At 63.7% G+C, this 24,930-nt stretch carries 19 protein-coding genes; 12 read left to right on the top strand and 7 right to left on the bottom strand.

What is annotated here, in order from left to right; all coding sequences use genetic code 11:
* Nucleotides 1-353: 353 nt before the first annotated feature.
* The 6 genes from fadB (at nucleotide 354) to ACGLHT_RS23020 (ending at nucleotide 7,804) form a co-directional block, all read left to right on the top strand.
* Nucleotides 354-2,501, top strand: a complete 2,148-nt coding sequence (gene fadB, locus ACGLHT_RS23045) for a fatty acid oxidation complex subunit alpha FadB (protein WP_025338323.1) — start codon at nucleotides 354-356, stop codon at nucleotides 2,499-2,501.
* 31 nt (nucleotides 2,502-2,532) lie between these two features.
* Nucleotides 2,533-3,708 (top strand): acetyl-CoA C-acyltransferase FadA, encoded by a 1,176-nt coding sequence (gene fadA, locus ACGLHT_RS23040; protein WP_013971712.1) that lies wholly within the window; start codon nucleotides 2,533-2,535, stop codon nucleotides 3,706-3,708.
* A gap of 77 nt (nucleotides 3,709-3,785) precedes the next feature.
* On the top strand, nucleotides 3,786-4,037 hold the full coding sequence (locus tag ACGLHT_RS23035; RefSeq protein ID WP_023661154.1) for a DUF1653 domain-containing protein: 252 nt from the start codon (nucleotides 3,786-3,788) through the stop codon (nucleotides 4,035-4,037).
* A gap of 100 nt (nucleotides 4,038-4,137) precedes the next feature.
* Nucleotides 4,138-6,747 (top strand): type I DNA topoisomerase, encoded by a 2,610-nt coding sequence (topA, locus tag ACGLHT_RS23030; protein ID WP_025338324.1) that lies wholly within the window; start codon nucleotides 4,138-4,140, stop codon nucleotides 6,745-6,747.
* Nucleotides 6,748-7,004: 257 nt separating this feature from the next.
* Complete coding sequence (locus ACGLHT_RS23025) at nucleotides 7,005-7,520, top strand: DUF6586 family protein (protein ID WP_025338325.1); 516 nt, start codon at nucleotides 7,005-7,007, stop codon at nucleotides 7,518-7,520.
* 50 nt (nucleotides 7,521-7,570) lie between these two features.
* Nucleotides 7,571-7,804, top strand: coding sequence for a hypothetical protein (locus tag ACGLHT_RS23020; protein ID WP_004376430.1), 234 nt, complete (start codon nucleotides 7,571-7,573; stop codon nucleotides 7,802-7,804).
* A gap of 49 nt (nucleotides 7,805-7,853) precedes the next feature.
* On the opposite strand, the gene sulA is transcribed toward ACGLHT_RS23020, so the two are convergent.
* A complete protein-coding gene (gene sulA / locus ACGLHT_RS23015) occupies nucleotides 7,854-8,330 on the bottom strand; it encodes an SOS-induced cell division inhibitor SulA (RefSeq protein WP_025338326.1) in 477 nt (158 codons plus the stop codon).
* A 13-nt stretch (nucleotides 8,331-8,343) separates the two neighbouring features.
* On the bottom strand, nucleotides 8,344-8,952 hold the full coding sequence (gene lexA, locus ACGLHT_RS23010) for a transcriptional repressor LexA (protein ID WP_004376420.1): 609 nt from the start codon (nucleotides 8,950-8,952) through the stop codon (nucleotides 8,344-8,346).
* A 215-nt stretch (nucleotides 8,953-9,167) separates the two neighbouring features.
* Here lexA and ACGLHT_RS23005 point away from each other — a divergent pair, with 215 nt between their 5' ends.
* The 3 genes from ACGLHT_RS23005 to nagZ are packed head-to-tail and all read left to right on the top strand — an operon-like array spanning nucleotide 9,168 to nucleotide 11,467.
* Complete coding sequence (locus tag ACGLHT_RS23005; RefSeq protein WP_025338327.1) at nucleotides 9,168-9,881, top strand: TetR/AcrR family transcriptional regulator; 714 nt, start codon at nucleotides 9,168-9,170, stop codon at nucleotides 9,879-9,881.
* A 40-nt stretch (nucleotides 9,882-9,921) separates the two neighbouring features.
* Complete coding sequence (locus ACGLHT_RS23000; RefSeq protein WP_025338328.1) at nucleotides 9,922-10,446, top strand: L,D-transpeptidase; 525 nt, start codon at nucleotides 9,922-9,924, stop codon at nucleotides 10,444-10,446.
* Between the two features lie 22 nt (nucleotides 10,447-10,468).
* The gene (gene nagZ, locus ACGLHT_RS22995; RefSeq protein ID WP_170978891.1) at nucleotides 10,469-11,467 is read left to right on the top strand and encodes a beta-N-acetylhexosaminidase; all 999 of its coding nucleotides are present in this window, start codon (nucleotides 10,469-10,471) and stop codon (nucleotides 11,465-11,467) included.
* Nucleotides 11,468-11,671: 204 nt separating this feature from the next.
* On the opposite strand, the gene ACGLHT_RS22990 is transcribed toward nagZ, so the two are convergent.
* From ACGLHT_RS22990 to mfd, 3 genes are read right to left on the bottom strand one after another with little or no spacing between them, the layout of a single operon-like run.
* Nucleotides 11,672-14,998 carry a DEAD/DEAH box helicase gene (locus ACGLHT_RS22990; RefSeq protein ID WP_274079402.1) on the bottom strand — a complete coding sequence of 1,109 codons (3,327 nt, stop codon included), beginning with the start codon at nucleotides 14,996-14,998 and terminating at the stop codon, nucleotides 11,672-11,674.
* Nucleotide 14,999: 1 nt separating this feature from the next.
* On the bottom strand, nucleotides 15,000-15,572 hold the full coding sequence (locus ACGLHT_RS22985) for a CsiV family protein (protein ID WP_004376408.1): 573 nt from the start codon (nucleotides 15,570-15,572) through the stop codon (nucleotides 15,000-15,002).
* A 9-nt stretch (nucleotides 15,573-15,581) separates the two neighbouring features.
* Nucleotides 15,582-19,031, bottom strand: a complete 3,450-nt coding sequence (gene mfd / locus ACGLHT_RS22980) for a transcription-repair coupling factor (RefSeq protein WP_025338331.1) — start codon at nucleotides 19,029-19,031, stop codon at nucleotides 15,582-15,584.
* 167 nt (nucleotides 19,032-19,198) lie between these two features.
* On the opposite strand from mfd, the gene ACGLHT_RS22975 reads away from it, so the two are divergent.
* From ACGLHT_RS22975 to sthA, 3 genes are all read left to right on the top strand, one after another.
* Entirely contained in the window at nucleotides 19,199-20,662 is a 1,464-nt protein-coding gene (locus tag ACGLHT_RS22975) for a glyceraldehyde-3-phosphate dehydrogenase (RefSeq protein WP_031324543.1), read from the top strand.
* Between the two features lie 231 nt (nucleotides 20,663-20,893).
* Nucleotides 20,894-21,892 carry an FAD:protein FMN transferase gene (locus ACGLHT_RS22970; protein WP_274120841.1) on the top strand — a complete coding sequence of 333 codons (999 nt, stop codon included), beginning with the start codon at nucleotides 20,894-20,896 and terminating at the stop codon, nucleotides 21,890-21,892.
* A 202-nt stretch (nucleotides 21,893-22,094) separates the two neighbouring features.
* Nucleotides 22,095-23,489, top strand: a complete 1,395-nt coding sequence (sthA, locus tag ACGLHT_RS22965) for a Si-specific NAD(P)(+) transhydrogenase (RefSeq protein WP_015269541.1) — start codon at nucleotides 22,095-22,097, stop codon at nucleotides 23,487-23,489.
* Nucleotides 23,490-23,531: 42 nt separating this feature from the next.
* On the opposite strand, the gene ACGLHT_RS22960 is transcribed toward sthA, so the two are convergent.
* Both ACGLHT_RS22960 and ACGLHT_RS22955 read right to left on the bottom strand, forming a co-directional pair.
* On the bottom strand, nucleotides 23,532-24,254 hold the full coding sequence (locus ACGLHT_RS22960; RefSeq protein ID WP_015269542.1) for a glycerophosphodiester phosphodiesterase: 723 nt from the start codon (nucleotides 24,252-24,254) through the stop codon (nucleotides 23,532-23,534).
* A 31-nt stretch (nucleotides 24,255-24,285) separates the two neighbouring features.
* Entirely contained in the window at nucleotides 24,286-24,870 is a 585-nt protein-coding gene (locus ACGLHT_RS22955) for a PilZ domain-containing protein (RefSeq protein ID WP_274120839.1), read from the bottom strand.
* Nucleotides 24,871-24,930: the final 60 nt, after the last annotated feature.

The following is a 24,930-nucleotide window of genomic DNA, read 5'->3' as shown; positions in this document are numbered from 1 at the left end:
TCAAGGCCGCCGCGCAAGGCAAAGGCTGCAGCATTCTTCTGCGGTTCGTGGTCAATCGCTGACATGAATGGTCAGCAATCACTGTCATCACGTTTTGTACCGGGACGCTACAAAATGACCGGAAAGTCGTGTTTTCACCTTGCTCGCGAGCATTTGACAACGCCGATCTTTTCGGAGAATGTGTGCACACCCAAATCAAACGGGCGTATGAATTGAGCGTTTGTATGTCATGACGCCAAGCCATACTTCCGACTAGCGCGCTGACGGGTGTGCCTGGGGCAGGGCAGCTAGGCCTGCTTTTGCTGCAGCGATCGGCGTGTACTGTTCAGCTTCCATATCGTGGAGATCAGTTGATGATTTACGAAGGTAAAGCCATCACGGTTAAGGCTCTTGAAAGTGGCATCGTCGAGCTCAAGTTCGACCTCAAGGGTGAGTCCGTCAACAAGTTCAACCGCCTGACCCTGAACGAACTGCGCCAGGCCGTCGATGCCATCCAGGCCGACGCCTCGGTCAAGGGCGTGATCGTCAGCAGTGGCAAGGACGTGTTCATCGTCGGCGCCGACATCACCGAGTTCGTCGACAACTTCAAGCTGCCCGAGGCCGAACTGGTCGCCGGCAACCTGGAAGCCAACCGCATCTTCAACGCCTTCGAAGACCTCGAAGTGCCGACCGTCGCCGCCATCAACGGCATCGCCCTGGGCGGCGGCCTGGAAATGTGCCTGGCCGCCGACTACCGGGTCATGTCCACCAGCGCCAAGATCGGCCTGCCGGAAGTCAAGCTGGGTATCTACCCGGGCTTCGGTGGTACCGTGCGCCTGCCGCGCCTGATCGGTTCGGACAACGCCATCGAGTGGATCGCTGCCGGCAAGGAAAACCGTGCCGAAGACGCCCTGAAAGTGGGTGCCGTCGACGCCGTGGTCGCGCCTGAACTGCTGATGGCCGGTGCCCTTGACCTGGTCAAGCGCGCCATCAGTGGCGAGCTGGACTACAAGGCCAAGCGCCAGCCCAAGCTGGAAAAGCTCAAGCTCAACGCCATCGAGCAGATGATGGCCTTCGAAACTGCCAAGGGCTTCGTCGCTGGCCAGGCCGGCCCGAACTACCCAGCTCCGGTCGAAGCCATCAAGACCATCCAGAAGGCTGCCAACTTCGGCCGTGACAAGGCCCTGGAAGTCGAAGCCGCAGGCTTCGCCAAGCTGGCCAAGACCTCGGTTGCCGAGAGCCTGATCGGCCTGTTCCTCAACGACCAGGAACTCAAGCGCAAGGCCAAGGCGCATGACGAAATCGCCCACGACGTGAAGCAGGCCGCCGTGCTCGGCGCTGGCATCATGGGTGGCGGCATCGCCTACCAGTCGGCGGTCAAGGGCACCCCGATCCTGATGAAGGATATCCGCGAGGAAGCCATCCAGCTGGGCCTGAACGAGGCCTCCAAGCTGCTCGGCAACCGCGTCGAGAAGGGCCGCCTGACCCCGGCCAAGATGGCCGAGGCACTCAACGCCATTCGCCCGACCCTGTCCTATGGCGATTTCGCCAATGTCGACATCGTCGTCGAGGCCGTGGTCGAGAACCCGAAAGTCAAGCAGGCCGTGCTGGCTGAAGTGGAAACCCAGGTGAAGGACGATGCGATCCTCGCTTCCAACACCTCGACCATTTCCATCAACCTGCTGGCCAAGGCGCTCAAGCGCCCGGAAAACTTCGTCGGCATGCACTTCTTCAACCCGGTGCACATGATGCCGCTGGTGGAAGTCATCCGTGGCGAGAAGTCCAGTGAAGTGGCGGTCGCCACCACCGTGGCCTACGCCAAGAAAATGGGCAAGAACCCGATCGTGGTCAACGACTGCCCGGGCTTCCTGGTCAACCGCGTGCTGTTCCCGTACTTCGGCGGCTTCGCCAAGCTGGTAAGCGCCGGTGTCGACTTCGTGCGTATCGACAAGGTCATGGAAAAGTTCGGCTGGCCGATGGGCCCGGCGTACCTGATGGACGTGGTCGGCATCGACACCGGCCACCACGGCCGCGACGTGATGGCCGAAGGCTTCCCGGACCGCATGAAGGACGAGCGCCGCTCGGCCGTTGACGCACTGTACGAGGCCAACCGCCTGGGCCAGAAGAACGGCAAGGGCTTCTACGCCTACGAAACCGACAAGCGCGGCAAACCGAAGAAGGTCGCCGACGCCAGCGTGCTCGACGTGCTCAAGCCGATCGTCTTCGAGCAGCGTGAAGTCACCGACGAAGACATCATCAACTGGATGATGATCCCGCTGTGCCTGGAGACCGTGCGCTGCCTGGAAGACGGCATCGTCGAAACCGCTGCCGAAGCCGACATGGGCCTGGTCTACGGCATTGGTTTCCCTCCCTTCCGCGGTGGTGCGCTGCGCTACATCGACTCGATCGGTGTGGCCGAATTCGTTGCCCTGGCCGATCAGTACGCCGACCTGGGGCCGCTGTACCACCCGACCGCCAAGCTGCGTGAAATGGCCAAGAACGGCCAGCGCTTCTTCAACTGAGCGGTCAACGAGCTAGAGCGAGAGATTTGATATGAGCCTGAATCCAAGAGACGTGGTGATTGTCGACTTCGGTCGCACGCCGATGGGCCGCTCCAAGGGTGGCATGCACCGCAATACCCGCGCCGAAGACATGTCGGCGCACCTGATCAGCAAGCTGCTGGAACGCAACGACAAGGTCGACCCGAAAGAAGTCGAGGACGTGATCTGGGGCTGCGTCAACCAGACCCTCGAGCAGGGCTGGAACATCGCCCGCATGGCCTCGCTGATGACCCAGATCCCGCACACCTCCGCGGCGCAGACCGTCAGCCGCCTGTGCGGCTCGTCGATGAGCGCGCTGCACACCGCCGCCCAGGCGATCATGACCGGCAACGGTGATGTATTCGTGGTCGGTGGCGTGGAGCACATGGGCCACGTCAGCATGATGCATGGCGTCGACCCCAACCCGCACCTGTCCTTGCATGCCGCCAAGGCTTCCGGGATGATGGGCCTGACCGCGGAAATGCTCGGCAAGATGCACGGCATCACCCGTGAGCAGCAGGACCTGTTCGGCCTGCGTTCGCACCAGCTGGCGCACAAGGCCACGGTCGAAGGCAAGTTCAAGGACGAAATCATCCCGATGCAGGGCTATGACGAGAACGGCTTCCTGAAGGTGTTCGATTTCGACGAAACCATTCGCCCGGAAACCACCCTCGAAGGCCTGGCGTCGCTGAAGCCGGCGTTCAACCCGAAAGGCGGTACCGTCACTGCCGGTACCTCGTCGCAGATCACCGACGGTGCGTCGTGCATGATCGTCATGTCCGGCCAGCGCGCCATGGACCTGGGTATCCAGCCATTGGCGGTCATCCGTTCCATGGCGGTGGCTGGTGTCGACCCGGCGATCATGGGCTACGGCCCGGTGCCATCGACCCAGAAAGCCCTCAAGCGTGCTGGCCTGACCATGGCCGACATCGACTTCATCGAGCTCAACGAAGCCTTCGCTGCACAGGCCCTGCCAGTGCTGAAAGACTTGAAAGTACTCGACAAGATGGATGAGAAGGTTAACCTGCACGGCGGCGCCATTGCCTTGGGCCACCCGTTCGGTTGCTCCGGGGCACGGATTTCCGGCACCCTGCTCAATGTCATGAAGCAGAATGGCGGTACCCTGGGGGTGGCGACCATGTGCGTCGGCCTCGGCCAAGGTATCACCACTGTCTTCGAACGCGTCTGATCGCGTAGCGGGACAGCGACCGGGGCCTTGTGCCCCGGTTTTGTTTTTTACAGGTTTTATTCAAAAGGGTGGGCAACATGCAGATACAACCAGGCGTATACCGGCATTACAAAGGGCCTGAGTACCGTGTCTTCAGTGTTGCGCGGCACTCCGAGAGCGAAGAGTGGATGGTGTTCTACCAATGCCTGTATGGTGATTACAGCTTCTGGGTACGGCCACTTTCGATGTTCCAGGAGTCCGTCGAGGTTGACGGCGAGCAGGTGCCACGCTTTGCTTTGGTCAAGGCCGAAGAGGGGCTGCCCGGGTTGCTGGGCAAGTCGCACGAGTGATAGTCCGAACTTGACCTCACACTTTTGCCACTATATATAGCGGTGCCGCGTCTGGCACCTGACGCGTTTTTCATCTTCAGATTCAGGAATACTCCGATCCATGGGCAAATCGCTGGTCATTGTGGAATCCCCGGCCAAGGCCAAGACCATCAACAAGTACCTGGGCAACCAGTACGTGGTGAAGTCGAGTATCGGCCATATCCGAGACCTCCCCACCAGCGGTTCGGCCAGCGCCAGCAAAGAGCCAGCCGCCAAGCGTGGCAAGGCCGCGGGTGAGGCTCCGGCCCTGTCGCCGAAGGAAAAGGCCCGCCGCCAGCTGGTGGCACGCATGGGCGTCGACCCCGACCACGGCTGGAAGGCCAAGTACGAGATCCTGCCTGGCAAGGAAAAGGTGATCGAAGAGCTGCGCCGCCTGGCGAAGGATGCCGACACCATTTATCTCGCAACCGACTTGGACCGCGAAGGGGAAGCCATTGCCTGGCACCTGCGCGAGGCCATCGGCGGCGACGACACCCGCTACAAGCGCGTGGTGTTCAACGAAATCACCAAGAAGGCCATCCAGGAAGCCTTCTCGCAGCCGGGCGAGCTGGATATCGACCGGGTCAACGCGCAGCAGGCGCGGCGTTTCCTCGACCGCGTGGTCGGCTACATGGTTTCGCCGCTGCTGTGGGCCAAGATCGCCCGTGGCCTGTCCGCCGGCCGTGTACAGTCGGTGGCGGTGAAGCTGGTGGTGGAGCGCGAGCGCGAAATCCGCGCGTTCATCCCGGAAGAGTACTGGGAAATCCACGCCGACCTCGGCACCGCCAAGAACGCCAAGGTGCGTTTCGAAGTGGCACGCGAGAAGGGTGAGGCCTTCAAGCCGCTGAACGAAGCCCAGGCCATGGCGGCGCTGGAGAAGCTCAAGGCTTCCAGCTACAGCGTGGTCAAGCGTGAAGACCGCCCGACCAGCAGCAAGCCGTCGGCACCGTTCATTACCTCCACCTTGCAGCAGGCCGCCAGCAACCGCCTGGGCTTCGGTGTGAAGAAAACCATGATGATGGCCCAGCGCTTGTACGAAGCCGGCTACATCACCTACATGCGTACCGACTCCACCAACCTGTCGGCCGACGCCCTGGACATGGCGCGCAGCTACATCGAGCGCGAGTTCGGCAAGCAGTACCTGCCCGAGGCACCGCTGGTGTACGGCAGCAAGGAAGGCGCCCAGGAGGCGCACGAAGCGATTCGTCCTTCCGACGTGAATACCCACCCGAGCAAGCTCACTGGCATGGAGCGCGACGCCGAGCGCCTGTACGAGCTGATCTGGCGCCAGTTCCTGGCCTGCCAGATGCCGCCAGCGCAGTACCTGTCCACCAGCGTCACCGTGGCCGCAGGCGACTTCGAGCTGCGTGCCAAGGGCCGTATCCTCAAGTTTGACGGTTACACCCGTGTGCTGCCGCAGCAGAGCAAGCCTGGCGAAGACGACGTGTTGCCGGAAATGGTCCAGGGCGAAGCGCTGAAGCTGATCCAGATCGACCCGAGCCAGCACTTCACCAAGCCACCGGCGCGCTTCACCGAAGCCAGCCTGGTCAAGGAAATGGAAAAGCGCGGGATCGGCCGCCCGTCGACCTATGCGGCGATCATCTCGACCATTCAGGACCGTGGCTATGTGACCCTGCACAACCGCCGCTTCTATTCCGAGAAGATGGGCGACATCGTCACCGAGCGCCTGTCCGAGAGCTTCTCCAACCTGATGGACTACGGCTTTACCGCCGACATGGAAGAGAACCTCGACGACGTGGCCCAGGGCGAGCGTGACTGGAAGAACGTGCTCGACGAGTTCTACGGCGACTTCAGCAAGAAACTGCAGACCGCCGAGTCCAGCGAAGACGGCATGCGCGCCAACCAACCGACCATGACCAACATTCCGTGCAAGGAATGTGGCCGGCCGATGATGATCCGCACTGCCTCCACCGGCGTGTTCCTCGGTTGCTCGGGCTACAGCCTGCCGCCGAAAGAGCGCTGCAAGGCCACCGTCAACCTGGTGCCGGGCGACGAGATTGCCGCCGACGACGAGGGCGAATCGGAATCCCGCGTGTTGCTGGGCAAGCACCGTTGCCCGATCTGCGCCACGGCGATGGATGCCTACCTGCTGGACGAGAAGCACAAGCTGCACATCTGCGGTAACAACCCGGATTGCGCCGGCTACGAGATCGAGGAAGGCAACTACCGCATCAAGGGTTACGAAGGGCCGAGCCTGGAGTGCGACAAGTGCGGCAGCGAGATGCAGTTGAAGACTGGCCGCTTCGGCAAGTTCTTCGGTTGCACCAACCCGGCGTGCAAGAACACCCGCAAGCTGCTCAAGAGCGGCGAGGCGGCGCCACCGAAGATGGACAAGGTGGACATGCCAGAGCTCAAGTGCGAGAAGGTCGACGATACCTACGTGCTGCGTGATGGCGCTTCGGGGCTGTTCCTGGCCGCCAGCCAGTTCCCCAAGAATCGCGAAACCCGCGCACCGCTGGTGCTGGAGATCGTGCCGCACAAGCATGAGATCGATCCGAAGTACCACTTCCTGTGCGATGCGCCGCAGAAAGACCCGGAAGGCCGCCCGGCGGTAATTCGCTACAGCCGCAAGACCAAGGAGCAGTACGTGCAGTCCGAGGTTGATGGCAAGCCGACCGGCTGGAAGGCGTTCTACGACGGCAATGCGTGGAAGGTTGAAGACAAGCGCTGATTCTTCATCAGTCTCTGACCTGCGCGCGCCCTTGTAGGAGCGGCCTTGTGTCGCGAAAGGGCTGCAAAGCAGCCCCAGGATTTCAGCGCAGATGCACAAATTGCTGGGGCTGCTTTGCAGCCCTTTCGCGACACAAGGCCGCTCCTACAGCTGACCGCGTTAACCGGTCAGGCGGGCAAGCCCGCGAAGGGGCGCAAAGCGGCCCCAATCATTTATGATGAGGCTATCCGCCTTGCAGCCTTAGGGAGGGCACTGAAATGGCCCAGGAACTCTACACCCGCACCAATCAGAAACTGTTCTTTGCCGGCCTCGCCCTGGAGTCCATGGCCAAGGCCGAACAAAGCCAGGCCATGAATGCCCAGGGCCTGGTCCAGGCCGAGCGCGAGTCGGCGCTGTTCCATCTCTACGGCGCACTGCTGGGCCTGTGTCATGAAATTGGTGGCTTCTACCGCCTGCCAGTTGTTGCAACGGTCGAGCAGGCACTGGCCGACGATGCCCTGAACGGCATCGCCATCCCGGAAGTGGCCGAACTGCTGGAACTGGCCCGCCAGCGCGAAACCTGGCTGGCGCAAATGCTCAGTGCTTATGCCGATTTGTTCCGACCACCGGTCGCGAAAAAAGCGCCAAAAACCGACGTCACCCAGCCATTGATCCAGGCGGTCAATCTCGATGAGCCCGAGCATCCGGCGCTGTCGCGTGCCGAACTGGAAAGCTGGCGCAGCAACCTCAAGGGCCTGGTGAGACGTTTCCGCGACGCGTTGAGTGAGTGCTGATAGCTGCTACGGCTGGTACAATACTGGCCTTTCGCGGAGAACTGCCATTTATGTCTACGTCGTTTCTGGAAATTGTCGAGTTGCCTGATGGCCGCATCGAACTGCGTCGCGCCGAGGATGAGGGCTCTCTGGTAACCCTGGATTTCTCGGAAGACGCCAAGGCGTTCCTGCAGGGTCAGCATGTGGAAGTGGCCAAGGCCATGCTCAGCGTGGGCGTGCAGATGGCCGGTCGCCTGATGGATGGCGAGCTTGAGCGTGATGAAGGGCCGCGTGTGCTGCACTGAGGTGCAGCAGGGCATCAGGTTTCATGCAATGACAGGCAAAGCCTGAACATCAGCCGAGGCGGATGTTCAGGCTTTGTGCGTTTCCGGCACCGGCAGCGCGCAGCAATTGCTGGCGGGCAGTGGCGTTGACGTTGCCCAGCCAGCTGACCACGGTGTGGCTGCGGCCCAGGCGCAAGGCTTCGCAGGCCAGTTGAAGCGGGCTCTGATTGCCGCGAGGTTGCAGCAGCAGGATGCGTTCACGGTTGAGCCCGGCATCGCGCAGCCAGGCCTGGGTCAGGCTTGACGGCGGGGCGATCAGGGTCAGCCAGCGGGTCTCGTCCTCTTCGCTCAGTTCGCGCAGCACGGGTGCCAGCAGGCTTTGGCAGTGCCCGGGGGCTCCGCGCAGCGACAGTTCGCTGAACAGCTCGGGCTGGCTGCTCTTGCGCGCCACTTCGCTGGTTTTCAGGCCAGGCAGTACGGGCTGGGCGAGGAATGCTTCGAACAATGGCAACTGGGCTTGCTCGGGTGCGTGAATGAACTGCTGCATGACGCCTCCTGGATCAGCGGCGAATGACGCCGACGCTCAAGCCCTCGATCACCAGCTCCTGTTCTTTCAGGTCGACTTCGATGGGGGCGAATTCGGGGTTTTCGGCAAGCAGCCAGACCTTGCTGCCTTCGCGCTTGAAGCGCTTGACGGTGACTTCGTCGCCGATGCGGGCTACGACGATCTGGCCGTTGCGGGCTTCGCGGCAGGTGTGTACCGCCAGCAGGTCGCCATCGAAGATGCCGACATCCTTCATGCTCATGCCGTGTACGCGCAGCAGATAGTCGGCCTGGGGGTGGAAGAAGTCGGGGTTGATGTTGCAGGATTGTTCGATGTGCTGTTCGGCAAGGATCGGCGCACCGGCGGCAACCCGGCCGATGATTGGCAGGCCGCTTTCTTCGGCCTTGGCTTCCAGACCGGGGATGCGAATACCACGGGAGGCGCCCGGGGTCATCTCGATCGCGCCTTTGCGGGCAAGGGCCTTGAGGTGCTCCTCGGCGGCGTTGGGCGACTTGAAGCCCAGCTCCTGAGCGATCTCGGCGCGCGTCGGCGGGAAGCCGTTGTCTTCCAGGCAACGCTTGATGAACGCGAGAATTTCGGCTTGGCGTGGCGTCAGTTTCAACATGGTGAGCGCTCTGTCTTTTTGTACAGTGACTGGGATTATATACAGTACTGGATGCGCTGCAAGCCAAAACCTGCAATAAACAGCAGCAATGGCGCTTGCAGCCGCCCGCATGGCGCTTTTAAATGGCGACCGGCCGGTCACCGAGCCTTGACAGAAGCAGGGCTGAAACGTATGTTTCAAACACCTGTTTGTCTGGCGGAGTAGTCGGAGTAGTCATGGCCCAATCGGAAACCGTTGAACGCATTCTCGATGCTGCCGAGCAGCTGTTCGCGGAAAGGGGGTTCGCAGAAACCTCGTTGCGGCTGATTACCAGCAAGGCCGGGGTCAACCTGGCGGCGGTCAACTATCACTTCGGCTCCAAGAAGGCCCTGATCCAGGCAGTGTTCTCGCGCTTCCTCGGGCCGTTCTGCGCCAGCCTCGAACGTGAGCTGGAGCGGCGCCAGGCCAAGCCGGAGCACAAGCCGAGCCTCGAAGAGCTGCTGGAAATGTTGGTCGAGCAGGCTTTAGCCGTGCAGCCGCGCAGCAACAACGACCTGTCGATCTTCATGCGCCTGTTGGGCCTGGCCTTCAGCCAGAGCCAGGGCCACCTGCGGCGTTACCTGGAAGACATGTACGGCAAGGTGTTCCGCCGCTACATGCTGCTGGTCAACGAGGCTGCACCGCGCATCCCGCCGCTGGAGCTGTTCTGGCGCGTGCACTTCATGCTTGGCGCCGCCGCCTTCAGCATGTCCGGCATCAAGGCCCTGCGGGCGATTGCCGAGACCGATTTCGGCATCAACACCTCAATCGAGCAGGTAATGCGCCTGATGGTGCCGTTCCTGGCTGCGGGCATGCGTGCCGATAGCGGTGTTACCGACGACGCCATGGCCACCGCGCAGTTGCGCCCGCGCACCAAGACCAGCGCAGGCGCCTCCACCGCCAAGGCCTGAAGGCTGGGCGGGGCAGGGCGCTTCGGCTAAGCTAGCGCCCATGCCCGACCTCGACTTCCTGCACATTTCCCTCGCTGACCAGTGCCTTTATGGCTTTGCCGATGGCCAGCTGCGCTTGCGCGTGCCGGTTTCCACGGCGCGCAACGGCGCCGGCGAGCGCAACGGCTCGGGTTGCACGCCGTGTGGCCTGCACCAGGTGCGGGCGAAGATCGGCGCGGGCTTGCCGCTGAATGCGGTATTGGCCGGACGGCGCTGGACCGGCGAGGTGTGGTCGCCGGCCTTGCATGCGCAATGCCCCGGCCGGGACTGGATCCTTACCCGCATTCTCTGGCTCAGTGGCTGCGAGCCGGGTGTCAACCGCCTGGGTGCGGTCGACACTTTCCGCCGTTATATCTACTTGCACGGCACCCCGGATACGGAACCCATGGGCGTAGCGCTGTCCCATGGTTGCATACGCCTGCGCAACACCGATTTGCTAAGCCTGTTCGAGCAGGTGCCGGCCCATTGCCCGGTGCGCATCGAGCAGGCCGCCTGCCCCCAGTGGGCTTCTCTCAGTCTTCAATGAAGGATTACCCATGACTGTCAGCCTGCAAGGCTCTCTGATGGTGGATATCGCCGGTAAATGGCTGACCGCCGAAGACCGTCACCTGCTGCGCCAGCCTGAAGTGGCCGGCCTGATCATCTTTGCCCGCAACATCGACAGCCCGCGCCAGGTGCGTGAACTGTGCGCGTCGATCCGCGCCATCCGCCCCGACCTGATCCTGGCGGTGGACCAGGAGGGCGGCCGCGTGCAGCGCCTGCGCCAGGGCTTTGTGCGCCTGCCGGCAATGCGTGCGCTGGCCGACAATGACAACGCCGAGTACCTGGCCGAGCAGTGCGGTTGGTTGATGGCGACCGAGGTGCTGTCGGTTGGCCTGGACCTCAGCTTTGCCCCGGTACTCGACCTGGACCACCAGCGCAGCGCCGTGGTGGGCAGCCGCGCCTTCGAGGGTGACCCGCTGCGTGCCACGCAACTGGCCGGGGCGTTCATCCGTGGCATGAATGCGGCGGGCATGGCGGCTTGTGGCAAGCACTTCCCGGGGCATGGCTGGGCCGAAGCGGATTCGCATGTGGCCATTCCCACCGATGAGCGCAGCCTCGAACAGCTGCGCCAGGCCGACCTGGTGCCGTTCACCCGCCTGAGCGGGCAATTGGCGGCAGTGATGCCGGCGCATGTCATCTATCCGCAGGTCGACAACCAGCCGGCTGGCTTCTCGCGGCGCTGGTTGCAGGACATTCTGCGTGGCGAGCTGGGCTTTGACGGGGTGATCTTCAGTGATGACCTGTCAATGGCGGGTGCGCATGTGGTCGGGGACGCGGCCAGTCGGATCGAGGCGGCGTTGAGCGCTGGCTGCGACATGGGCCTGGTGTGCAATGACCGGGCGGCGGCGGAGCTGGCGTTGAGTGCGGCGCAGCGGATGAAGGTTAAGCCCTCGCCACGGATTGCGCGGATGCGTGGGCAAGGGTTTGCGCGGACGGATTATCGCCAGCAGCCGCGGTGGCTGGAGGCGTTGGGGGCGTTGCGGGAGGCGCAGTTGGTCGATTGACCGCGACGGCCCCTTCGCGGGCACGCCCGCTCCCACAGGTGCAGCGCGGGTTTCGAAATTAGTGTTGTACCTGTGCCGGCCTCTTCGCGGGTTTACCCGCGAAGGGGCCGGTACAGGCAGCACAACAGCCTGAAAAGCAGCGCTGTACCTGTGGGAGCGGGCGTGCCCGCGAAGAGGCCGGTACAGGCAGCGAAGGATTCTAGGCTACCGCCCGCGCTTCCCCGGCAGCGGCGCAAACAGCGCTTCGATCTCTTCATCCCCCAGCCGCCATTGCCCGGCCTGCCCGCCATCCAGCAGGCTCGCCGCCAGCGCCGCCTTCTCCTGCTGCAACAGCTGGATCTTTTCTTCCACTGTCCCCCGGGTGATCAGCTTGAACACGAACACCGGCTTGTCCTGGCCGATGCGGTAGGCGCGGTCGGTGGCCTGGTTTTCGCTGGCCGGGTTCCACCAGGGGTCGAAGTGGATCACCGTGTCTGCGGCCGTCAGGTTCAAGCCCACGCCACCCGCCTTGAGGCTGATCAGGAACACTTCGCTATCACCCTGCTGGAACTGCTGCACCGGCGTGCGCCGGTCGCGGGTGTCGCCGGTCAGCAGGCTGTAGCGGATCTTGCGCTTCTCCAGCTCCTGCTCGATCAACGCCAGCATCGAGGTGAACTGCGAGAACAACAGCACCCGGCGCCCTTCGCTCAGCAGCTCTTCGAGCATTTCCAGCAGCGCGCCCAGTTTGCCCTTGTCGGCCTGGTTGCCTTTGCTTTCTACCCCTTTGACCAGGCGCAGGTCGCAGCATACCTGGCGCAGCTTGAGCAGGGCGTCGAGGATGATGATCTGGCTGCGCGCGGCGCCATTGCGGGCGATTTCATCGCGGACTTTCTTGTCCATGGCCACCCGCACGGCCTCGTAGGTGTCGCGCTGGGCATCGCTAAGCTCGACCCAGTGCACCATCTCGGTCTTGGCCGGCAGCTCGGTGGCTACCTGCTCCTTGGTGCGGCGCAGCAGGAACGGGCGGATGCGGCTGGCCAGGTGGGCCATGCGCTCGCTGTCGCCGTGACGCTCGATCGGTGTGCGGTAGTCCTGGTTGAAGCGCTTCAGGTCACCCAGCCAGCCAGGCATGAGGAAGTGGAAAATCGACCACAGCTCGCCCAGGTTGTTTTCCATTGGCGTGCCGGTCAGGCAGACGCGCTGATTGGCCCGCAGCTCGCAAACCGCGAGGGCGGCCTTGCTGGTGCTGCTCTTGATGTTCTGTGCCTCGTCCAGCACCAGCACATGCCAGGCCTGGGCGCGCAGGTGCTCGAGGTCGCGCGGCACCAGGGCATAGGTGGTCAGGACCAGGTCGTATTCGTGCAGTTTGGCGAAATGCTTGCTGCGCCCCGGGCCTTGCAGGGCCAGCACGCGCAGCCCGGGGGCGAAGCGCTGGGCTTCGTCCAGCCAGTTGGGCACCAGGCTGGTCGGCATAACCGCCAGGGCCGGTGCGCTCAGGCGCCCGGACTGTTTCTCCAGCAGCAGGTGTGCCAGGGCCTGCAGGGTCTTGCCCAGCCCCATGTCGTCGCCGAGGATGCCGCCGGTGCCCATCTCGCGCAGCGCCTGTAGCCAGTTCAGGCCTTGTTGCTGGTAAGGGCGCAGGCTGGCCTGTAGCCCGGACGGCGGTTCTACCTGCAAGTCACGGGCATCGCGCAGGCGACGGCCCAGGTCGCGCACATGCTCGCCACCCTCCCAATGCAGGGGCAGGCCGTCGATGTCGTTCAGGCGTGAGGCATCGGCACGGTCCAGGCGCAGGGACGGGCCTGCGGCGTCTTCGTGCAGGTACAGTTCGCCCAGGGTGCCCATCACTGCCTTGATGCGGCCATAGGGCAAGGCAACGCGCAGGGCCGGGGCATCGAGGCGGCCACGGTTGAGGTCGATCAGCAGGTGCTCGTCGTCACTGCGCCGGGCCAGTTCGCTGGGGCGCAGCAGCTCCGGGTTGCTGCGCAGCAGTTGCAGCACGATCGGCAGCAGGCTGTGGCGCTGGCCATCGACCACGATGCCTAGCTCCAGGTCGAACCATTCATGGCCGGGCGCTTCGTCGATGGTGGCGTACCAGTCGTCCACTTCCTGCAGGTTGAAGGCGAAGTCGCGGTGGATGTCGATGTTCCAACCGGCTTCGCGCAGGCGCGGCAGGCCTTCGCGGGCAAAGCGCAGCCAGGCTTCGTCGTCGGGCAATTGGTACATTTCGCCGGCGCTGTCGGGTAGCGCCTTGCTCTGTCGGGTGGCCGCCTTGAAGCCGAGGTCGCGCAGGGCCTTGCGCAGCACCTGCTCGGCCTGGGGCTGGCGACGGATGCGCTGGCTGGTGTCGTCGACCAGGCGGGTCAGCGGCTTGTCGTCGCTGCCGGTGGCGCGCAGGCCGTCGTAGTCGAATGCCAGCGCGGCACGGTGTTGCATCTGCCGTTGCATGCGACCGGTCTTGGGCATGTAGGCGCTGAATTCGAGACTGCCCAGGGTCAGTCTGCCTCTTGGTGCGAGGTCGTCGATTTGCTTGGTGCTCACGGCTGTGGGGGTGGGAACCTGGCGGTTCAAGGCGTTCAATCGATGACTCAAGGGGACGACCAGGTGCTCGGGAACAATAGGCGCGCGCGCGAGCTGGCTGGCAATGAAAGGGTCGAGGTCATGGCGCAGCTTGCCGGTCTGGTGCGAATGCCTGTCGACATAGTGCATGGGCTCGATGGGCAGCACCTGTAGCTGCTGGTGACCATTGTGGTACCAGGCGCCTCGGTAGCTGCCATTGTCCAGCCTGACCCAGCGGAACTCGGCATGCAGCTCCGGCCCGGGGGACAGTGGCGCAGCATCGTCTTCGAACAGAAGGCGACCAGTGGCCAGGGCGTAGCCGTAAAGCTCCGCGCCCTGTTTGCCTTCCAGTTGCACAATGGGTGTCATCGTCTTGCTGCGGGCATCGATCAGGCGCAACAGCCGCGCATCGTCCTCGGTGACGTAACGGGGTGTGTAGTAGATCATCTCGGGCATCGAAGTGATGCGACCGATCTTCAGGCTGCCGTCTGTTTGCCGGGTGCCTTTGATCGGTTCGAGCCGACAGTGCTCATGATCCATGTGGATACGGTAATAGATTGCCGGGCCTTTGCGCGCGGGCTCGTGGGGGGCTGCGGGTTGCGACGGTGACTCGAGTGCCTGGACCCACAGGTTGAGGTCCGGTGGCAGCGACAGCGCGGCTTGCTCCGGCGGGGCCGCGGCGTCAAGGCCATCGTTACCGTCCTGCAGTTGCAGCAGCGCCGCAACGCAGTGCTTGCAGTTGAGCGCGACCGGGCAGGTGCAGCGTCCGAACACGCGCAAGTCACCGTGGTTGACCACCAGCTGGATGTTCTGCTGGTAAGTCTGGCCTGCCGAGCCCTTGCAGGTTGCCTCGACCTTCGGGCCATGCTTCGACAGGATGCGCGTCCGCTCTTGCGCCGCATAATTGCGGCCTCGTGCCAGTGCACCGGCCTCGAAGAAGTCGACCCAGTCCGGATAGGCTCTTAGCAGTTGCTGCGCATCACCGTCGCTCACATCACTGCTCCATCATCTCCGGGTCCATTACCGGCATTTTAGGCGTACCTGGTGGTGTCACCTTCAGCAGCACCGCCAGGTGCCCACCGTCGAGGAAGGTCAGCTGGCCGCCCTTGACGTTGCTGTTGCTCTGCTTGAACTGCTCGCTTTGCAGCACGCTGCCGTTGCCGTCCAGCTGGTTGACCCAGAAGTTGGCCTCGACCGCAATGAAACGGCCCTCGGCGATGCTCAGGTTGCCTTCGATGGGGAAGTGGCCGAACTGCTCGGTGCCTTCGCCCAGGGCGATGCGGCTGGGCTCGCTGCCCACTTGCTGCTGCCAGGCCTTGTGCAGCAGCACGGTGTAGTCGGCGGTGGCTTCCAGGCGGGTGGCTTCATCTTCCAGCGCCAGGCGGCGCTCGGCGTCCTTTTCCAGGCGTGGAGCGCCAGCGCTCCAGTCTTCGGGGGCGAACGGGCTGGTGAAGGCGGGCACGCTGTTCTGCCGCACCAGGATCATTTCTACCTGATACAGGCCTTCGGCGAAGGCGGCCGGGGCGAACAGCGCCAGCAGCAGGGTCAGGCAACGGATGGCACGCATGGATCTTCCTTAGGCAGGCTGTGGGGTCAGGCGCTCGAACAGCGCCTCCAGGTTATTGAAGCGTTCGTCGGGGCGTTCCATGGGTACCAGGAAGCGGAACTGGGTGGCGCCTTCGAACTTGTAGCGTTTGGGCTGGCCCTGGATCAGCTTGATCAGGGTCAGCGGGTCGACCGGGGTCTCGGCCTCGAACTCGATCTTGCCGCCGTTGGGGCCGGCGTCGACTTTCTTGATGCCGAGCTTTTCCGCGTGCAGCTTGAGCGAGGTCAGGCGCATCAGGTTCTTGGTCGGCTCGGGCAGCAGGCCGAAGCGGTCGATCATTTCCACCTGCAGGTCCTTGAGGCCTTCTTCGTCGGCAGCCGAGGCAATGCGCTTGTACAGGATCAGCCGCGCATGCACGTCGGGCAGGTAGTCCTCGGGGATCAGTGCCGGCAGGCGCAGGTTGATTTCCGGGCCGCCGCCCAGCGGCTGCTCAAGGTTGGGCTGGGTGCCCTTGCGGATCGCCTTGACCGCGCGCTCGAGCATTTCCATGTACAGGGTAAAGCCCACCGCCTGGATCTGCCCGCTCTGGCCTTCGCCCAGCAGCTCGCCGGCGCCACGAATCTCCAGGTCGTTGGTGGCCAGCACGAAGCCGGCGCCGAGGTCCTGGGTGTTGGCGATCGCCTCCAGGCGTTTTTCGGCGTCGGCACTGACCTTCTGTCGGGTTGGCGTCAGCAGGTAGGCGTAGGCCTGGTGGTGGCTGCGGCCAACACGGCCGCGCAGCTGGTGCAGCTGGGCCAGGCCGAACTTGTCGGCACGCTCGATGACGATGGTGTTGGCGCTGGGCACGTCGATACCGGTTTCGATGATGGTCGAGGCCACCAGCACGTTGAAGCGCTTGTGGTAGAAGTCGCTCATCACCTGTTCCAGCTCGCGCTCGCGCATCTGCCCGTGGCCGATGCCGATGCGCGCCTCTGGCACCAGTTCGGCAAGGTCGGCGGCGCATTTCTCGATGGTTTTCACATCGTTGTGCAGGTAGTACACCTGGCCACCGCGCAGCAGCTCGCGCAGCAGCGCCTCTTTGACCGTGCTCTTGTTCTGCTCCATGACGAAGGTGCGTACCGACAGGCGGCGCGCCGGCGGCGTGGCGATGATCGACAGGTCGCGCATGCCCGCCACCGCCATGTTCAGCGTACGCGGGATCGGCGTGGCGGTGAGGGTGAGGATGTCCACCTCGCTGCGCAGGGCCTTGAGCTGTTCCTTCTGGCGCACGCCAAAGCGGTGCTCTTCGTCGATGATGGCCAGGCCCAGGTCCTTGAAGCGTACATCGTCCTGCAGCAGCTTGTGGGTGCCGATGAGGATGTCGATCTTGCCTTCGGCCAGATCGGCGGCGGCGTTGGCCACTTCCTTGGCCGACTTGAAGCGGCTCATCACCTCCACGGTCACCGGCCAGTCGGCAAAGCGGTCGCGGAAGCTGTTGTAGTGCTGCTGGGCGAGCAGGGTGGTGGGCACCAGCACGGCCACCTGGCGGCCGCTGTGCACGGCAATGAATGCCGCACGCATGGCCACTTCGGTCTTGCCGAAGCCGACGTCGCCGCACACCAGCCGGTCCATCGGCTTGGGCGCCAGCATGTCGGCGCGCACCGCTTCGATGGCAGCCTGCTGGTCCGGGGTTTCCTCGAACGGGAAGCCGGCGCTGAAGGTGGCGTAGTCGGCGGACGGGTCGGCAAATGCATAGCCCTTGCGCGCGGCGCGGCGGGCATAGATGTCGAGCAGTTCGGCGGCCACGTCGCGCACCTGTTCGGCGGCCTTGCGCTTGGCCTTCTGCCAGGCCTCCGAGCCCAGCCGGTGCAGCGGTGCCAGGGCATCGTCGCTGCCGGTGTAGCGGGCGATCAGGTGCAGGTTGGCCACCGGCACGTACAGCTTGGCGCCCTCGGCGTATTCCAGGGTGAGGAATTCGGCGGCCTGGCCGTCGATTTCCAGGGTGGCCAGGCCCAGGTAGCGGCCCACGCCATGGTCGATGTGCACCACCGGCGCGCCTTCGCGCAGCTCGGTCAGGTTCTTGATCACTGCGTCGTTGGCGGTTTCGCCGCGCTTGTCGCGGCGCCGGCGCTGCATGACCCGCTGGCCGAACAGCGGGCTTTCGGCGACCAGGGCGATGGCTGGGTCGTCCAGCAGCAGGCCTTCGTCCAGCGGGGCGATGGTGATTGCCAGGCGTTCGTTGCCGGTGATGAAGTCGGCCCAGCCGTCGACGGTATGCGGGCGCAGTTTCAGCCGTTCGAGCAGCTCCAGCAGCACTTCGCGCCGGCCTGCCGATTCGGCGGTGAACAACACTCGGCCAGGGAACTGGTCGAGGAAATTGGCCAGTTCGGCCAGGGGCTGGTTGGCCTTGGCCTCGATTGCCAGGTTGGGCAGGGGGCGCGCCGGGAAGCGCTCGCGGCCCACGCCCGGGTCGAGGTCTTCGGTGCTGACCACTACCCGTGGCCATTGCTTGAGCCGGGCGAAGCAGTCTTCCACCGGCAGGAACAGTTCGGCCGGTGGCAGCAGCGGCCGGCTCAGGTCGCCACGGCGGTCTTCATAACGCCCGCGCACGTCGTTCCAGAAGTGTTCTGCGGCCTGTTCCACGCCGGGCAGCGAGAACACCTGGGTGTCGGCCGGCAGGTAGTCGAACAGGGTCGAGGTTTCTTCGAAGAACAGCGGCAGGTAGTACTCGATGCCGGCGGGGATGATGCCGCTGGCCAGGTCCTGGAAGATCGCGCTGCGGCGGAAATCGACATCGAAGCGTTCGCGGAAGCGCGCCTTGAAGCGGGTCACTTCCTCTTTCTGCATCGGGAACTCGCGCGCCGGCAGCAGGCGCACCGAATCTACCTTGTCGATCGAGCGCTGGGTCTCGGGGTCGAAGGTGCGCAGCGTCTCGATCTCGTCATCGAACAGGTCGATGCGGTAGGGCAGCTTGCTGCCCATCGGGAACAGGTCGATCAGCGCGCCGCGCACGGCGAACTCGCCATGCTCGTAAACGGTGTCGACGCAGCGATAGCCACTGGCCTCCAGGCGCAGGCGCATCTGCTCCACGTCGATGGTCTGGCCCACGTCCAGCACCAGGCTGCTGCCCAGCAGGAAGCGGGTCGGCGCCAGGCGGTGCAGGGCGGTGGTGATCGGCACCACGAGGATGCCGTGGCTCAGCTCCGGCAGGCGGTAGAGGCTGGCGATGCGCTGGGAAATGATGTCCTGGTGCGGCGAGAACAGGTCGTAGGGCAGGGTTTCCCAATCGGGGAACGGCAGCACCGGCAGGTCCGGGGCAAAGAAGCGAAGTTCCTGTTCCAGACGATCGGCAGCCTGGCTGTCGGCAGTCAGCAGCAAAGTGAAGCGGCCCGCGCTGCTGGCGGCCTCGGCGATGGCCAGGCTGAGGGTGGCACCGGGTAGATTGCCCCAGGTTTGTTTGCCGGCCGTGGCCGACATTTGCGGTAGGCGCAGAACTGACACGGGAGATTGCACTCCAAGCGTTGCGGCAAAGAGATCAATTGTACCGGTGACGGTGCCGGCTGTCAGGTTCGAAAGGGCGTGAACGCTGGCTTGCGTGGCCGCGACAGGCGCTCATTGCCCGTAACGCGTTGGGGCGTCATAATGTAGCCCCTTTTTTCTGTCCCTACATGTGGAAGGTTCCCGTGACTCAGAAGCCCGACCAGTGTCTTGGTGAGTGGATCGATCGTGAAGCCCTGGCTGAAGCGATGATCCCGCTTATCGGTCAGCTCTACCGCAACAACAACGTGGTGAGCTCGATTTATGGCCGTAGCCTGATCAACCGTTCGGTTATCTCGATCCTCAAGGCGCACCGCTTTGCGCGTCATCGTCAAGCCGACGAAACCGAACTGTCCGTCCACGAGACATTCCCCCTGCTCAAGGCCATGAGTGAGCTGAAACTGGGCGCCGCTTCGGTCGACCTGGGCAAGCTGGCCAACAAGTTCAAGCAGGAAGGCAATGGCCGCACTGCCGAGCAGTTCGTCCGTGAAGAACTGGCCGAGGTGGTTGGCCAGCAGAACGCTTCGGCGCGCAAGGGCACCGACGTTGTCCTGTACGGCTTCGGCCGCATCGGCCGCCTGCTGGCGCGCATCCTGATCGAGAAGACCGGTGGCGGCGACGGCCTGCGCCTGCGCGCCATCGTCGTGCGCAAGGGCGCCGAGAACGACCTGGTCAAGCGTGCCAGCCTGCTGCGCCGTGACTCGGTGCACGGCCCGTTCGATGGCACCATCACCATCGACGAAGCCAACAACACCATCACCGCCAACGGCAACCTGATCCAGGTTATCTACGCCAAGAGCCCGAGCGAAGTCGACTACACCCAGTACGGCATCGAAAACGCGCTGATCGTCGACAACACCGGCGTATGGCGTGATGCCGACGGCCTGGGCCAGCACCTGGCCTGCCCGGGCGCTGCCCGCGTGATCCTCACCGCACCTGGCAAGGGCGCGCTGAAGAACATCGTGCACGGCATCAACCACGGTGACATCGCTGCCGATGACAAGATCATCTCGGCCGCTTCCTGCACCACCAACGCCATCGTGCCGGTGCTCAAGGCCATCAACGACCAGTACGGCATCGTCAACGGCCACGTCGAAACCGTTCACTCGTTCACCAACGACCAGAACCTGATCGACAACTTCCACAAGGGCAGCCGCCGTGGCCGTGCCGCGCCGCTGAACATGGTCATCACCGAAACCGGCGCCGCCACTGCTGCCGCCAAGGCACTGCCAGTGCTGAAGGGCAAGCTGACCGGCAACGCCATTCGCGTACCGACGCCGAACGTTTCGATGGCCATCCTCAACCTGAACCTCGAGAAGGCCACCAGCCGCGACGAGATCAACGAGTACCTGCGCCAGACCGCCATGCACTCGGAACTGCACAAGCAGATCGATTACGTCAGCTCGCAGGAAGTGGTTTCGACCGACTTCGTCGGTTCGCGCCACGCCGGTGTGGTTGACGCCGAAGCGACCATCTGCAACGACAACCGCGTTGTTCTGTACGTCTGGTACGACAACGAATTCGGTTACAGCTGCCAGGTGGTTCGTGTGATGGAAGAGATGGCCGGTGTGAACCCGCCAGCGTTTCCGCACTGATACGCTTGTAAGGCAATGAAAAAACGGGAACCTTCGGGTTCCCGTTTTTTTTCGCCTGATATTTTCTGTGCTGGCGCGGTCATTGTGGGAGCGGCCTTGTGTCGCGAAAGGGCTGCGCAGCAGCCCCCGGTTGTCAGCGTCACATCTGAAAATGCCGGGGCTGCTGCGCAGCCCTTTCGCGACACAAGGCCGCTCCCACAGGGCCAGTACAGGCAACCGAGAGCCCGAACCTTGCGCACAGCCTTGCTGTTCATCCTCATGCTGCTCACCGCCTGCAACCAGGGCCCCACCCTGGAGCGCCTGGGCGGCCCGACCATGGGCAGCAGCTACAGCATCCAGTACGTGCGCGAACCCGGCGGCCCGGCGCCGGTCCAGGTGCAGGCGGCGGTCGAAACCATCCTGCACGACATCGACCAGCATTACTCGACCTACCGCGGCGACTCCACCGTCAGCCGTTTCAACCAGTTGCCCGCCAACCAGTGCCAGGTCCTGCCGCCCGACATGCTCGAACTGGTCAGCCTTGGTCAGCACCTGGCCGAGCAGAGCGGCGGCGCCTTCGACCTTACCGTCGAACCGTTGCTCGACCTGTGGGGCTTCGGCCCCCAGGCCCGTCACGAGCAGGTGCCCGACCCGCTGGCCCTGGCCCAGGTGCGTCAGCGCGTGGGCTACCGGCACTTGCATATCGACGGCCAGGCCCTGTGCAAGGACGCCCCGGTGCAACTCGACTTCAACAGCATCGCCGCCGGCCATGCCGTCGACCTGATCGCCGCGCGCCTGCAGGCCATGGGCGTGGCCAGCTTTGTCGCCGAAGCCACCGGCGAGCTCAAGGCCGCCGGCCGCAAGCCCGATGGCAGCCCCTGGCGCATCGCCCTGGAGCTGCCCCGCGAAGATCGCCAGATAGCCCGCCAGATCATCCCGGTCAATGGCCTTTCAGTATCAACCTCGGGTGACTATCGGCACTATTTCGAGGAGAATGGCCGGCGCTATTCGCACACCTTCGATGCCCGCCTCGGGCGCCCGGTGCAGCACGACCTGGCCGCGGTCACCGTGCTCGATGCCTCGGCGCTGCAGGCCGACGGCTATTCGACGCTGCTGTTGATCCTGGGCCCGGAACGTGGCTGGGATTTTGCCGTGGCGCATGGCCTGGCCGCGGTATTGGTGACTCGGGCCGAGGGTGGCTTCGTCTCCCGAGCTACGCCCGCATTCGAACGGGCAGTGAAAGGCGAATGAAAGCACAAGCAGGGATGATCGCCGCCAGGGAATGGTTCACACATGTAGTGCGGGCAAAATTGGCCTACGACGCGACCAAGGGTTAATGTGCGCGGCGTTCACGCTTGATTAGACTGCACCCGAATTTTCTCATGACGCCCCGGCGGCATGATCGCGCCCCGCGAGCGACCGTGGCTTGCGGGCCAGTTCTGAAGGAGTACGCATGGCTGTCTACAACTACGACGTAGTGGTGCTGGGTTCCGGCCCGGCCGGAGAAGGTGCGGCAATGAACGCCGCCAAAGCAGGGCGCAAGGTGGCGATGGTCGATAGCCGTCGCCAGGTCGGGGGCAACTGCACCCACCTGGGCACCATCCCGTCCAAGGCACTGCGTCACTCGGTGCGGCAGATCATGCAGTTCAACACCAACCCGATGTTCCGTGCCATCGGTGAGCCGCGCTGGTTCTCGTTCCCGGACGTGCTGAAAAGCGCCGAAAAGGTCATCGCCAAGCAGGTAGCGTCGCGCACCGGCTACTACGCGCGTAACCGCGTGGACGTGTTCTTCGGCACCGGCAGCTTCGCCGACGAGCAGACCGTCGAAGTGGTCTGCCCGAACGGTGTGGTGGAAAAGCTCAACGCCAAGCACATCATCATCGCCACCGGCTCGCGCCCGTATCGCCCGGCCGACATCGACTTCCACCACCCGCGCGTCTACGACAGCGACACCATCCTCAGCCTCAGCCACACCCCACGCAAGCTGATCGTGTATGGTGCCGGCGTGATCGGTTGCGAATACGCCTCGATCTTCAGCGGCCTGGGTGTATTGGTAGAGCTGGTGGACAACCGTGGCCAGTTGCTGAGCTTCCTCGACTCGGAAATTTCCCAGGCGCTGAGCTACCACTTCAGCAACAACAACATCACCGTGCGCCACAACGAAGAGTATGAGCGCGTCGAAGGCTTGGACAACGGGGTGATCCTGCACCTGAAGTCGGGCAAGAAGATCAAGGCCGACGCCTTGCTGTGGTGCAACGGCCGTACCGGCAACACCGACAAGCTGGGCCTTGAAAACATCGGTATCAAGGTCAACAGCCGCGGCCAGATCGAGGTCGACGAGGCCTACCGCACCAGCGTGCCGAACATCTACGGTGCCGGCGACGTGATTGGCTGGCCGAGCCTGGCCAGTGCCGCTCATGACCAGGGCCGCTCTGCCGCTGGCAGCATCGTCGATAATGGCAGCTGGCGCTTCGTCAACGACGTGCCGACCGGCATCTACACCATTCCGGAGATCAGCTCGATCGGCCGCAACGAACAGGAACTGACCCAGGCCAAGGTGCCGTACGAAGTGGGCAAGGCCTTCTTCAAGGGCATGGCGCGCGCGCAGATCGCCGGTGAGCCGCAGGGCATGCTGAAGATCCTGTTCCACCGCGAAACCCTGGAAATCCTTGGCGTGCACTGCTTCGGCTACCAGGCTTCGGAGATCGTCCACATCGGCCAGGCGATCATGAACCAGCCGGGTGAGCAGAACAACCTGAAGTACTTCGTCAACACCACGTTCAACTACCCGACCATGGCCGAAGCCTATCGGGTAGCTGCCTACGACGGCCTGAACCGGCTTTTTTGAGCGGCTCCGACCGGTGGCCTGAGCCGGTCGGAGAGACCGATTTCAACCCTGCCCGAGGGTGGTCTTGGCCAAACCGGGAAAGTCTGTAATCAGGCTGTCCACGCCAAAATCAGCGAGCCGGCGCATCAGTGCCGGTTCGTTGACCGTCCACACCGACACGTGCAAACCCTGGCCCTGGGCTTTGAGCAGGCGCTCGGGGGTGCACAGTGTCCAGTTCAATGCCAGCAGCTCGCAGCCGTAGTTCTGTGCCACTTTCAGCGGGTCGAGCCAGGCGTACTCGGCCACCAGCCCGCGCTTGACGTCCGGCACCAGCTCCAGGGCGGCACCCAGCACTTCGCGTGAGCTGGAGGTGATGGTCACCTTGTCCAGCAGGCCGTACTGCTGGGCCAGTTCGCGGATTGCCAGCACGGTGGTGGCGGCACGGGTGCGCGAGGCGCTTTTCACCTCCAGCTGCCAGTGCTCGAACGGGCATTTCTCGAACAGTTCTTCCAGTTTCGGGATCGGGCAGGGCTGGACGTGGCCCGGGCCGCCTTTGCGGGCATCGATCTTGACCAGCTCGGCGGCCGGGTGCTCGACCACCTTGCCGCGTTTGCCGGTGGTGCGCTTGAGGGTGGGGTCGTGGATCACCATCAGCTCGTTGTCGGCCGACAGGTGCAGGTCCAGCTCGCAGCGGGTCACGCCATGGGCGAGGCATTGCTGGAAGCTCTTCAGGGTGTTCTCGGGCGCTTCGCCCTTGGCGCCGCGGTGGCCGTAGATCAGGGTCACGTTCGTTCCTTCAAATCAGAGAAAAATGGGCTCAGGAGGCGGGGTCGTTCTGTTCCAGCTGGTGGCGCCGTTGCTGCTGCTGGCGCTGCAGGATGTAGCGAGCCAGCAGTTGCCGTTGGGCGTCGGTCATGTCGGTGAATTCGGTGCCGACCTCGAAGCCGCCCTCCGGGCGCGGGTCGCAATGGGTGACCTTGCCGCGCAGCAGCAGGCCATGGGCGCGCGGCATCAGCACCATCTTCACCTTCACTCGGGTGCCGGGGGCCACCGCTGTGGCTTGCGCGAATTCGATGCCGCCTTCGGAAATGACCACCGGCTGGGGCTGGCCAACTTCGCCGATCAGGGTCTGGGCAACCACCGCGCTAAGCAGGTCGAGGCGTTTGTTCTGCGCGCGCAGGAAGGCGGCGAGGGTGCGGTCCTTTTCGCTCAGCTGGCGCAGCAGGTGTTGCGACTCGAAGTCGGACAGGTGCAGTTCGCTGAGCAGGTTGAATAGTGGCGAATCATCTTGCAACACATCTGGGTCAAGGGCTTCGGCCGCGCTGAGGGGGCTGATTTGAAGTGCGATCCGATCTTCGATGCGGTAGTATTCGCGGCGATCTTCTTCGTCTAATGTCGTCATGGCGAACCCAAGGTAGCGGCGGTGGTCCGAGTGTAAAGCCGCCGTAGGCGCCTCGCCACA

It is taken from the genome of Pseudomonas sp. PsB (assembly GCF_043658375.1).
Lineage (GTDB): Bacteria > Pseudomonadota > Gammaproteobacteria > Pseudomonadales > Pseudomonadaceae > Aquipseudomonas > Aquipseudomonas putida_Z.
Note: the sequence above shows the minus strand (reverse complement) of the source record. Positions and strands in the feature narration are given on the sequence as shown.

Coding starts and splice junctions, on each gene's coding strand:
- fadB (WP_025338323.1), top strand. CDS start 354: ATGATTTACGAAGGTAAAGCCATCACGGTTAAGGCTCTTGAAAGTGGC.
- fadA (WP_013971712.1), top strand. CDS start 2,533: ATGAGCCTGAATCCAAGAGACGTGGTGATTGTCGACTTCGGTCGCACG.
- ACGLHT_RS23035 (WP_023661154.1), top strand. CDS start 3,786: ATGCAGATACAACCAGGCGTATACCGGCATTACAAAGGGCCTGAGTAC.
- topA (WP_025338324.1), top strand. CDS start 4,138: ATGGGCAAATCGCTGGTCATTGTGGAATCCCCGGCCAAGGCCAAGACC.
- ACGLHT_RS23025 (WP_025338325.1), top strand. CDS start 7,005: ATGGCCCAGGAACTCTACACCCGCACCAATCAGAAACTGTTCTTTGCC.
- ACGLHT_RS23020 (WP_004376430.1), top strand. CDS start 7,571: ATGTCTACGTCGTTTCTGGAAATTGTCGAGTTGCCTGATGGCCGCATC.
- sulA (WP_025338326.1), bottom strand. CDS start 8,330: ATGCAGCAGTTCATTCACGCACCCGAGCAAGCCCAGTTGCCATTGTTC.
- lexA (WP_004376420.1), bottom strand. CDS start 8,952: ATGTTGAAACTGACGCCACGCCAAGCCGAAATTCTCGCGTTCATCAAG.
- ACGLHT_RS23005 (WP_025338327.1), top strand. CDS start 9,168: ATGGCCCAATCGGAAACCGTTGAACGCATTCTCGATGCTGCCGAGCAG.
- ACGLHT_RS23000 (WP_025338328.1), top strand. CDS start 9,922: ATGCCCGACCTCGACTTCCTGCACATTTCCCTCGCTGACCAGTGCCTT.
- ACGLHT_RS22985 (WP_004376408.1), bottom strand. CDS start 15,572: ATGCGTGCCATCCGTTGCCTGACCCTGCTGCTGGCGCTGTTCGCCCCG.
- ACGLHT_RS22975 (WP_031324543.1), top strand. CDS start 19,199: ATGTGGAAGGTTCCCGTGACTCAGAAGCCCGACCAGTGTCTTGGTGAG.
- sthA (WP_015269541.1), top strand. CDS start 22,095: ATGGCTGTCTACAACTACGACGTAGTGGTGCTGGGTTCCGGCCCGGCC.
- ACGLHT_RS22955 (WP_274120839.1), bottom strand. CDS start 24,870: ATGACGACATTAGACGAAGAAGATCGCCGCGAATACTACCGCATCGAA.